Annotated in this window: 7 protein-coding genes and 1 pseudogene; all 8 read right to left on the reverse strand. The window is 76.0% G+C overall.

The window, feature by feature from the left end; genetic code table 11:
* A partial coding sequence (locus tag FGF04_RS32970; protein WP_149515063.1) for an FkbM family methyltransferase occupies positions 1-781 on the reverse strand: 781 nt, incomplete at its 3' end.
* The gene (locus FGF04_RS32975) at positions 778-1,053 is read right to left on the reverse strand and encodes a Trm112 family protein (protein ID WP_149515064.1); all 276 of its coding nucleotides are present in this window, start codon (positions 1,051-1,053) and stop codon (positions 778-780) included. The genes FGF04_RS32975 and FGF04_RS32970, both read right to left, overlap by 4 nt.
* Complete coding sequence (locus tag FGF04_RS32980) at positions 938-1,972, reverse strand: hypothetical protein (protein WP_188114334.1); 1,035 nt, start codon at positions 1,970-1,972, stop codon at positions 938-940. The genes FGF04_RS32975 and FGF04_RS32980 overlap by 116 nt, the downstream gene beginning before the upstream one ends.
* Positions 1,973-1,993: 21 nt before the next feature.
* Positions 1,994-2,734 (reverse strand): class I SAM-dependent methyltransferase, encoded by a 741-nt coding sequence (locus FGF04_RS32985; RefSeq protein ID WP_149515065.1) that lies wholly within the window; start codon positions 2,732-2,734, stop codon positions 1,994-1,996.
* Positions 2,731-4,137, reverse strand: coding sequence for a condensation protein (locus FGF04_RS32990; protein WP_235882621.1), 1,407 nt, complete (start codon positions 4,135-4,137; stop codon positions 2,731-2,733). Before FGF04_RS32990 ends, FGF04_RS32985 begins: the two co-directional genes overlap by 4 nt.
* A 633-nt stretch (positions 4,138-4,770) precedes the next feature.
* A pseudogene (locus tag FGF04_RS32995) lies at positions 4,771-8,853 on the reverse strand (alpha-(1->3)-arabinofuranosyltransferase); the annotation flags it as partial.
* On the reverse strand, positions 8,850-9,677 hold the full coding sequence (locus tag FGF04_RS33000) for a class I SAM-dependent methyltransferase (RefSeq protein WP_408055700.1): 828 nt from the start codon (positions 9,675-9,677) through the stop codon (positions 8,850-8,852). The pseudogene FGF04_RS32995 and the gene FGF04_RS33000, both read right to left, overlap by 4 nt.
* Complete coding sequence (locus FGF04_RS33005; protein WP_149515066.1) at positions 9,674-10,825, reverse strand: glycosyltransferase family 4 protein; 1,152 nt, start codon at positions 10,823-10,825, stop codon at positions 9,674-9,676. Before FGF04_RS33005 ends, FGF04_RS33000 begins: the two co-directional genes overlap by 4 nt.
* Positions 10,826-10,917 lie beyond the last annotated feature (92 nt).

A 10,917-nucleotide genomic window follows, 5' to 3' on the forward strand; every position in this document is an offset into this window, starting at 1 on the left:
CGTGCGGTCCGCCCGGGCGGCGGCCGTCGGGGAGGAAGAGCACCGAGTTCACGTACCGGACGTACCCCCGGCTCCGGAAGGACAGCACCCTGCGCAGCAGGCCCTGCGCGACCACGTGCGCGGTGCGCGCCTGGTGGGCCTCCAGGTCGAACGAGGACAGCGGCAGCCAGGTGGCGCCGGGCAGCACCCAGCCCGCGTAGCCGCGTTCGGCGAGGTGGGAGACCACCGGGCCGACCGGCTGGATGCGGGCCTCCAGCTCGATGAACAGGGCCGGCCGGTCCCGGGCCAGCAGGGTCTCCGCGCCGCGCAGCACGGCGAGTTCACCGCCGTCGACGTCGATCTTGACGAAGCCCACGTCGCGCAGGTCCAGGCTGTCCAGGGTGAGGCAGCGGACGTCCAGGGCGCGGGCGTGGATGTCCCGCCGCACGAGCGAGGAGACGCCCCGCTCGCCCCGGTCGCCGGGCGGCAGCCAGAGACGGGCCGTGCCGGAGCGGTCGCTCGCCGCCGCGTGGACGACCCGGACGTTGCCGGGGGTCGCGGCGCTGAGCAGCCGGGCCAGGCGCGGGACCGGCTCGACCGTCACCACCCGGCGGGCCCGGCCCGCCAGACGGCGGGTCCAGGGCCCGTACCAGCCGCCCACGTCGACCGCGGTGCCGCAGCCGGGCGGGCAGAGGTCGCCGAGCCGGGCCAGCTCGGGCTCGAAGCGCGGATAGACGGACCGGGCGGCGGCGGCGACCAGCCGCACCGGCACGAACGGGGCCAGCCGGGCTGCCAGGGTCATGGGGCCGGCCTCTCCGGCGCCCGCGAGCCGCCGGCGCGCAGCAGCAGCCTCTCGTGCTCGTCGTCCGTCACCTGCTCGCCGGAGGACGGCAGGAGCTGCGGGATGCCGTCCACGATCGGGTAGCGGCGGCGCAGCCGCGGGTTGTAGAGGACTCCCTCAGGTTCTCCCGGTTCCCCCTCCCCGGCGCTCCTCGTCTCCCTTTCCAGGAGGAGCAGCGGTCCCTTGTCCAGCGGGCACGCCAGGATCTTCAGCAGCGGGTCGTCGGGGTTCATGGGTCGGTAACTCCCTTTCGGACGAGGGGGGTGGTGGCTCCGGCGGTCCGTCGTGCCGGGGCATCACGAGCAGGACGCCGACCGCCAGCGCCGTACCGCCGGTGCGCAGCGCCAGCCGCAGCGGGTCGCCGGGCAGCGCCTCGCCGAAGGCGAGCGTGCCGAGCACCGCCGTGAACAGGCAGGTCACCGTCGTGCAGACCGGCACGATCAGCGAGGCCCGGCAGCGCTGCAGCGCCGCCTGCGACATGACCAGGCCGAACGCGCCGGTGAACAGCAGGAGGTACGGGTACGGGGAGCGCAGCAGACCGAGCAGCGCGCCGCCGGGCCCGTCCGCGGTGAGGTGGCTCGACACGCCCTTGACGGCCAGCGAGCTGACCCCGTACAGCAGGCCCACCGCCACGCCGTACTCGACGCCCGTCGTCGGCATGCGGTGCCGGTGGCGGGCCCGGCGCTCGGCGGACCCGTACAGCCAGACGCCCAGTGCGAGCGACGGTACGCAGACCAGCAGGATCAGCGGGGCCGGGGCGTCGCGGCCGACCGTGTCGGAGCCCTCCTTCAGGGAGAGCACCACCATGAGGAGCGCGAGCAGGATCGCCGCGAGCGCGTACCGTTCGCGGCCCGAGGTCTCCTCGCCGAGCAGCACCGACGAGAGCAGGACGAGGATGACCAGGCCGGAGACGAAGATGCCCTGCGCGGCGGCGATCGGCAGGGTGCGGTAGACGACGAGCTGCGCGCCGAAGCCCGACGCGAGGGCCAGCGACCCGCCGATCCACAGCGGGCTGCCGAGGACCAGCCGCAGCAGACGGGCCGGCCGGCGCACGCTCACCTCGGGCAGTGCCGCGAGAGCTCTCTTCTCCAGCACGAAGCCGGCGCTGTAGAGCAGGTTCGCCACCAGGGCCGCGGCCACTCCCCACCACATGGTTCATGCCCCCTGCACGAGCTACGTCCTGCGTGCGTGCAGCAGGAGGATCGAGGCCATCGACGGGATGCGGCACGCCAGCCGGTCCAGCGGACGCAGCGGGCGCGGCACGCCGTGGAAGGGCGCGCCCCGCAGCCGTACGACCTCGAAGCCCGACGCGGCGACGAACTCCCGCAGCGCGCGGGCCGTGCAGAGCCGCAGGTGGCCCACCACCTCCTTGCCGGGGCGGCCGTGGATCGCGCGCAGGCTCACCTCGGAGAAGACGGGCTGGACACCGGCGAGGAGCAGCGCGCGGTTGTACCAGGCGGCCAGGTTCGGGGTGGAGAGCATGAGGTGGCCTCCCGGGCGGAGGATCCGGCGGATCTCGTCGAGCGCCGCGTCCGGGTCGACGAGGTGCTCGACGACCTCGCTGAACAGGACGGCGTCGGCGCAGGCGGACCTGAACGGCAGCCCGCCGTCGGTGAGTTCGCCGCGCACCGCGTACGGGATCCGGGTACGGGCGCGGGCGAGGGCGTCCTGGGACCAGTCGACGCCGACGATGCGGTGGCCGGCGAGGACCGGCGCCGCGGTGGCCGCGGCGGTGCCGTCGCCGCAGCCGATGTCGAGGACCGTGCGCGCGCCGGAGGCGGCCGGGCCGAGCGCGGCGGCGAGCATCCGGGCCTGGCGCAGGCTGCGGGGCGTGCCGGAGGCGACCGGGACGGCCGGGTCCTCGTAGAAGTCCCGCAGCCCGTGCGGGGCGCCGCGGGGCGCGGCCGTGGTCATGGGGCGCTCCCGGCGCCGGGCCCCGCATCAGGTCGTGCGCCGGGCTCCGGGGGGTGTTCGGAGGCGTGTTCCGTCGCGTGCAGGTAGTGCTCGAAGAGGTCGCGCAGGTGGCTGCCGTCGCCGTGGCTCAGCAGGGCGCGGGACCAGCGGAACGCCACGTGCAGGCGGCCCGCGGTGGAGGCCGTCGTCACCGTCAGCCCGCGCGGCATGCGGGCCGGTGCCGAGAACCACACCGCGTGCGCCCGCCCCGCGCCCTCGCCGAAGTCGAGGGCGTACGGGACGCGGCCGATGTTGCTCAGCAGGGTGGTCGACGTCCAGGGGCCCGCGGCCCTGCGCAGGCCCCGGGTGAACGCCGCCCGCCACGCCACGGGGACCACGGGTGCCGTCAGCAGGGATGCACCGTGGCCCAGTTGGGGACGGGGCTGCGCCTTGAGGGCGCGGGTGCGGTCCGCGGTGCGGCGCAGCAGGGCGGCCATGCCGGAGGGGTCCGTCCTCCCGGACAGCTCGCCGGGGGCGAAGGGGACCTCGACGAGGCGGGTGCCGTTGCCGATCGGCATGTCCGCGGCGCGCGAGCGGTCGTCCACCGGCATCGTGATGCGCAGGGGGCGCGGGCGCGCGCCGTGCTCGCGGTTCCAGTGCGCGATCGTCAGCGCGGTGGCGGCCATCAGCTGGTCGTTCACGGTGTACGGGGCGCCCCTGGGCCGGCGCGGGACGCTCAGCTCGGCGACCAGCATCCCGTTGCCGTGGTGGTCCGGGGGCTCCGGCGTCCCGTGCGCGACCCGGGCCGGCGGCGCCCAGGTGGAGGGGGTGTCCGCGGCGCGCGGGGCCTCGGCCGTGGTGCGGGTCGGGGGCGCGGCCGGGGAGTTGTCCCGGCCGCCGTACAGCTCCGCGGCGGTCGCGAGGACCCGCAGACAGGCCGGGCCGTCGAGGGCGGTGTGGTTGATGGTGAGGAACAGGACCGTGCCGTGGGTGCCGTCGGCGCCGGGGCCCTCCGGGACGCGGACGACCTCCAGGCGGATCGGCGGCGACGCCGACAGCGGCGGGGCGTCGCGCAGGGCCCGGTCCCGGGCGTGCTTGAGCGCGTCGCGGTCCGGCGCCGGGAACAGGACCGCCTCCACGTCGGCCTCGGGGGTCAGCTCCCACTCGTAGCGCCGCCCGTACCAGGGGCGGGCCGCCTCCCGCATCAGGATGCGGGGGTGGCGCCGCAGGGCCCCGGCGAACGCCGCGCGCAGCCGGTCCGGGTCGAGGCGGCCGGGGAGGTGGACCTCGATGTGGACGGTCTCCGGCTCCTCCTCCTGGAGGCAGTGCCGGGCGACCTCGTCCACCACGGGGAACGGGATGCGGACGGGCGGCCCCGCGGGCCCGTCCGTGCCGTCCCGTGCGGGATGGTGCAGCGCGGTCATGTCGGTCCGCCCTCCTCGTCCTCCCGACGCCTGTCCCCGCCCCCGCCGCCCTTGCGGTCCTCGGGCGGAGCGGCTTCCGCGTCCCCGGTCCCAGGCTTGCGCAGGGGCATCCGCACGGTGGGCGGATCGGCCTCCGGCGTCCCGGGCCCCCGGGCCGACACGATCGGCCCGACGGGTCCCGGCGGCCGCGCCACCGGGACGAAGGGCGAGGGCGGGGCGCCTGGGGCTCCGGGAGCCCCGGGCCCGCCGGGCGCGCCGGGCGCACCGGACCCGCCGCTTGCACCGGGCCCGCCGGGTCCTCCGACCGCCGGGCCCGCCGGATGCCCCGGCCCCTCCGGGCGGGCCGGATGACCCGGCCCCTCCGGGCGCGCCGGAAGCCCCTGGCCCGCCCGATCCGCCGGAGGCGCCGGTCCCGCCGGGCGCTCCCGGCGTCGCAGGGCCCCGCGGTTCCTCCCGGAGCCGTTGTGGCAAGGGTGCCGTCGGGGCCTCGGAGGCCGGTGGTGGCGGCGGTGGACCGCCGTGCGGGTCACCCGGGCCCCCTGGCGGTGGGCCACCAGGGCCCGGCGGTGGGCCGTCGGGGGCTGGGTGTGGTGCGGCACCGACGGGGTGCCGGGGGCCGTACGGCGGGCCGCCCAGCGTCACCAGGGCCGCGAACAGGCCCAGCAGGGCCAGTAGTTGGGCCGTGCGGCCGAACGGGCCTGCGCCGTCGGCCACCGGCTCACCCGCGCCCGTCGCGGCAGCGACCCCCGCCCCCGCCAGCGCCAGGAACGCGAGCGGTACGAGCAGGGCGTGCCGCCGCCGGGCCAGCAGGGCCAGCAGCGGCACCAGCAGCGCGAGGAACCCGGCGATCACGATCCCCACCAGGGTGAGCGCGACCACGCCGAGGACCGGCCCCGGCGCAGGTGGTACGGGCGACGGCCCGTCCGGGTTGGGCGCGTGGCGCCGGAAGAGGGCGAGGCCCGCGAGCGCCAGCACCGCGACCCCGCCGCCGATCAGCCCGGCCTCGTACACCGTGGACGGCCCGTAGGAGAGCTTGACCGTGCCCTCCGCGTCCGCGGGGATCCGCCAGCCCTGCTGCCAGCCGTCGAGCCGCACCGGGTCGAGCTTGCGGCCGTTCAGCGTGGCCTCCCAGCCGTCGTTGAAGTTCTCGTACGTCGTCAGGTAGGCGGCCGCGCCCGGGCCGACGGTCACCTCGCGGCGGTCGCCGAGCCAGTCCCGTATGCCCAGCTCACGCTCCAGGGCGGTGGGCGTGCGGGGCTCGCCGCGGGTCAGCGTCACGTCGGTGACGGCCAGCGGTCCCGCGTCGCCCGTCTCCACCCGGTGGTTGCCGGTGCCGAGGGACAACTTCTTCTCCGCGCGCCCCTCCTGGCAGAGCGTCAGCTCGACCGGCCGCCGCTCCACGAGGTCGCCGACCGTCCCCTTCGCGCTCGTCTCGTACAGCTCGTCGTCGACGGCCAGCGTCGGGCCCTTCCCGCAGGGCAGCTCGAAGGGGCGCGAGGCGACGGCCCGGGGGGTGCGGTACCGCTCGGTCAGGGCCGGGACGTACGCCTCCGTCAGGCCCACCGGCAGCTGCAGGTCCTCGTCGGCGAGCGGGTTGTGGACGGTCAGCGGGGCCGTCTCGGTGACCGTGATGTCGAGCCGGTCCGTGGTGATCGGACCGAAGTGGACGAGGCCGTTCTCGTCGACGCCGGCGACGGCCGCGCCGTCCGGGGAGCTGATGTTCACCTCGGTGGGCCGGGCGGACAGCCCGCCGGCCGGGGCGAGCACGACCTCGTCCACCGCCTGCTTGTCCGGCCAGCTCAGCCGCACCGTCGGGTCGTCGCCGGCGATCCACGCGGTGGTCAGGTCGCCGTCGGTGAGGTTGCGCGGCGAGAGACCGGTGCCGAGGCGGGCGGTCGAGCCCGCGGACGCGGTGACGCGCTCGCGCTGCTCGGGCGCCACGTCGTACAGCAGCGCGTCGAGCGCGCCGCCCGGCACCGGGACCGCGCTCGCCGCCACCGTGTACGTGCCGGCCGACCGCGAGGTCCAGCGGCGGTGCAGCCCGACCTCCGTGCCCGTCGGCGAGAAGCTGCCCGGGTCGGCGGTCCGGTGCAGGGAGACCGTCTCGGCGGCCGCGTCGGTGCCCTCGGCGTCCCGCGGGAGCCGCAGCAGCCGGGTCACCTGGACGTCCGGGACGCTGATCTCGGAGAAGCCCGCGCCGGACAGCCCCGCGTGCCGGGCGGTCGAGTCGACGACGGTGACCTTCAGCCACTCCGTCGGACCCTCGGGCGCCTCGATGCGCTGCCGCGAGCCGTCGGCCCGCAGCGTACTGGTCCGCGAGCCGCGTTCGGTCTCCACGCGCACCCGGGTCGGGGCCGAGCGCACGCTCTGCTGCGGCAGCGGGGTGACCCGGATCGACGAGGGGATCTCGGTCTCCTCGGTGAAGCCGATCCGCAGCCACTGCCCGTCCGCCGAGCCCACCGCGCCCTCGGCCCACGCGGTGTCGGGGTCGCCGTCGAAGGCGTTCACCGGGTCGTACTGCGGCAGGTAGTACAGCCAGTTGCCGCTCGACGACGCGGTCACCGAGCGCGCCCCGCGCAGCTCGGCCACCGTCTGGTGCCGTATGCCGTCCGTCGGCAGGATCTGGTGCGGCTCCTCACCGGCGTCCTGGTGGCTGCCGGAGTGGTTGCGTTCGTCGCGGGTGTACGTGTACGAGGTGTTGCTGCCGACCAGGCCGAACCGGGTGTCGGCGCGCCGCAGCCCGTCGCCCGTCACCTGGAGGTCGGGGGTGCCGAGACCGGGGTGGCCGTCGCCGGTCAGCACGGTCGCCCGGGCCCGCAGCGAGGGGTCGGCGGACAGCGGCAGCAGCGCCTCGGGCCCGCCCGAGACGACGGCCGTGTCGGCGACGGACTTCAGCCCCGCCTGGCCGGGCCGCGGCACACCGGCGGGCGGCTCGTAGATCTCGACGGCCCGCTGGCGCGGGTAGAGCCCCTCCACCTGGACGGGCGTGTCCTGCGCGATGCGTCCGTCCGTCATCAGCGGGCCGAGGCCCTTCGTGCGCCGGTAGCCCGACTCCTCCAGGGTCCGCTTCACGACCGCGGTCGGCGTGTAGCCGAGCTGGTCGGGGTCGAGGTCGTTGCGCACGACGACGTAGTGGACGCCGGCCCGGGCCAAGTAGTCCGCGAGACCAGGCACTTCGGCCCCCGTCTGCAGCGACTGCTCGACCGCGTCCATCGCGCGCCGGTTGCCGGGGGCGCCGAACGGCACGTAGTCCCGCTGGGCCCAGCGGGATTCGGCGAGCACGTCGAGGGGCTGGTCGACGGGGGAGCCCCAGGCGTAGAGGCCGTGCGCGGTGGCGGGCACGACCAGGGCGCGGGAGTCCGGCGAGTACTTCTCCAGCCAGTCCGCCGTCGCCTCCCAGTACTTCGGCAGCTCCCGGAACGAACCCGGCTGCAGGATCGACCCGTTGAGGTACGGCCAGGCGAGCCCGGGCAGGACGAGGATGGCGGCGACCAGGGGCGCGTAGCGGCGCCCGCGCACCGGCCGGGCCCCCTGGGCGCGGGCGGCGACGCCGACCAGATGGGCGAGCCCGAGGGCCAGCGCGAGGGCGAGCCCGGTCTGGAACTTGTAGATGTTGCGGAAGGGGGCGAGCCAGCCGTCCAGCCAGTCCTGGACCGTCCCGTGGAAGGGCGCGCCGAACGAACCGCCGTACCCGGCCAGGGTGATGAGCGCCGCGGTCAGCACGGTCAGCACCAGCCAGCGCCGCTCGGGCACGTCCCGGCGGGCCAGTCCGGCCAGACCCAGGCCCGCGGCCAGCGCCGAGGAGACGACGGCGACCGCCGAGGACGTCACGGTCCAGCCGGCCGGCAGCCAGGCCTCGTTGAAGTGCAGGTAGGCGACCCAGTTGCCGGCGCCGCGCAGGGACTCCGTCGCCGACATGGTGTCCGTGGTGGTCCGCGCGCTCTCCACGTACGGCAAGAAGTTCTCGCCGTAGACGCCGAGCAGCAGCAGCGGTACGACCCACCAGGCCGTGGCCAGCAGCACCCCCGGCACCCACCAGGCGATCAGGGCGCGCTGCCGCGGACCGCGCGGACGGGAGAGCAGGTACAGGCCGACCGGCAGCAGCGAGGCCAGCGTCGAGGCCGCGTTGACCCCGCCCATGAAGGGGACGACCAGCGCCGAGCGCAGGGCGGCGACCCGGGCGCCGTACCGGTCGTCCGTCAGGGGGAGCAGCACCCACGGCAGGAAGGCGCCCGGGAGCGCGGCGGCCGAGGTCGAGCCGACGACGATCGTGAACACCGGCCACAGCGCGTACACCACCGCGCCGAGCAGCCGGGACGAGGGACTGCCGACGCCCAGCCGCTCCGCGAGCCGCAGCGCGCCCCAGAAGGCGACCGACACGATCAGCGACATCCACAGCCGCTCGGCCAGCCACACCGGCAGCTGGATCAGGTCCGTCAGCCAGTAGTACGGCAGCATCGGGAAGGCGTAGCCGACGTACTGGTCCGCGATGCCGCCGAAACCGCCCTGGTCGTGCCAGAGCTGGCCGAGGTCGGAGAGGAACCGGCCGGGGTCGAGCGCCACACCGAGTTTGGTGTCGAAGGTCTGCCGGCCCGGGTCCACGGCCAGGAACAGCACGAGGACCACGGCCCAGAACCCCAGCAGCCACCGCTTCGACCGGGGCCCCCGCTCGGGGCCGGGGTCCGGGGGGGGAGGGGCCTGGACCGTGCTGGTCATGGACACCGCCGGAGGATGAGGAGGAGGTTCCAGGTGGCGAACTCGCGCAGTCCCGGCGTCCGGGCGACGGCCTGGGCGAGGAACGGCCAGTAGCGGGAGCGCGCCGAGACGACCAGGACGTCGTCGCGGGCGCGCACCTGCCGCAGGGTGGGGCCGATGTGCACGGCGAAGAGGTTCTCGCCGAGGGTGTGCTTGGCGGGCCGGCCGGTACGGCGCCGGTAGCGGGCGCGGGCCCGTTCGGCGCCGAGGTAGTGCCAGGGCGCCCACTCGTGACCGCCCCACGGGGACAGCCAGTTGGTGAACGACACGTAGATCAGCCCGCCGGGCCGGGTGACGCGGACCAGCTCGCTGAGGAAGGTCTGCGGGTCGGCGACGTGTTCCAGGACGTTGGAGGAGAAGCAGACGTCGGCCACCCCGTCCGCGAGCGGCAGCAGGTACCCGTCGGCGACCACGGACCCCGGCGGCGGCGCGGGGCCCAGCTCGCGCACGTCGGGCTCGAAGAGGTGGCCGTGCGCGCCGCGCCGCCGGAACTCCTCGGTGAAGTAGCCGCCCCCGCCGCCCACGTCCACCACGGTCCGGCCGCGTACCGGACCGTCGTACGCCTCGATCTGGTCGGCGGCGTCGCGGGCGAGCAGCGAATAGCAGGCCTCGGGGTCGTCCTGCTCGTGGCGGAAGGCGCGGAAGAGCGCGAGGGAGCGGCGCAGCGAGGGATCCCGCAGGCCGGTGCCGGGCCCGGGGCCGGTGGCTCTTCGCCGAGGGGGCTGCGGCCGGGGCGCCTCCTGCCGGGAGGGGCGGCGCCGGGCGGACCTGCGCCGGGGGATCATGGCGTCCAGCCCCTCACCGCCTCGGCGGCCACCGCCCGGAACTGGCGTACCGTCCGGCTCCAGCGGTACCGGGCGGCGCGCTCTCCGGCCGCCCGGCCCAGCAGGGCGCGGCGCTCGGCGGACAGGGCCAGGGTGCACCAGGCCGCGGCGAACGAGGACTCGCCGCGGGCCAGCAGGCCCGTCTCGCCGTCCACGACCGAGTCGCGCAGACCGGGTACGTCGAAGGCGACAGCCGGGGTCCCGCGGGCGGCCGCCTCCGTGACCACCAGGCCCCACCCCTCCACGGCGGAGGGGTGCAGCAGCAGCCAGGCGGCGCAGAGCAGACGGTGCTTCTCGGCCTCCGAGACGTGCCCGGTGAACTCGACCCCGGGGCCCGCGAGGCGCTGCAGGCGGGCGCGCTCGGGGCCGTCGCCGACGATCACCAGGCGGCCGCCGGTGACCGGGCGGACCCGTTCCCACAGGCGCAGCAGCAGGTCGATGCGTTTGTACTCGACGAGCCGTCCCATGGCCAGGAACAGCGGCTCCGGTGAGCGTGCGGCGGGCGGGCCGGGCTCCTCGACGCCGTTGTGCACGATCCGGATGCGCTCGCGCTCGACCCCGAGCGCGCGCAGGGCCTGCGCCGTCGACGGGGAGACGGCGACCAGCAGGCCGTGGCGCCGCGCGCCCGCCAGCGCCCAGTGTTCGAGTCTTCGTCCGAGCCGGGCGGCGGGCGCCAGCGGTCCGCCGAACCGCATCCGCCACAGGTCGGTGTGCACGTGGTTGACGAGGCACAGGGTCGGTCCGCGGTGCCACAGCGGTGCCAGGTACGGCATGCCGTTGCAGACCTCGACGAGCAGGTCGCAGTCGCCGACCTGGCGCTGGAACGTCGACCTGGCACGCAGGTAGTGGCCGAGGTCGCCGCCGGCCGACACGACGCGGTAGTCGCGGTAGGACGCGGGGCCGCCGCACAGCAGGGTGACCTGGTGGCCCAGGTGGGTCAGTCCCTCGGCGAGTCTGTCGACGAGGAGTTCACTGCCGCCCGCCGCTTCGTTGCCGAAGTCGCGGCGGGCGAGGAAGACGATGCGGCGCGGCTGTGGGGGGAGCGCCGGGTGTCGCTGCGCGGAGCTGGGGAAGGCGGCGCGCAACGACGAAGGCACGTGCTGGGGCATGGGTGCTCCAACTCGTCTCGGGGTGCGGAACCAGCGTGGGGGTGGGGGGTTGTCGGTGCGTTCGGTCGGGCCGGTGCGTTCGGTGCGTTCGG

The sequence above is a fragment of the Streptomyces apricus genome (genome assembly GCF_008369065.1).
GTDB classification, from domain to species: Bacteria; Actinomycetota; Actinomycetes; order Streptomycetales; family Streptomycetaceae; genus Streptomyces; species Streptomyces apricus.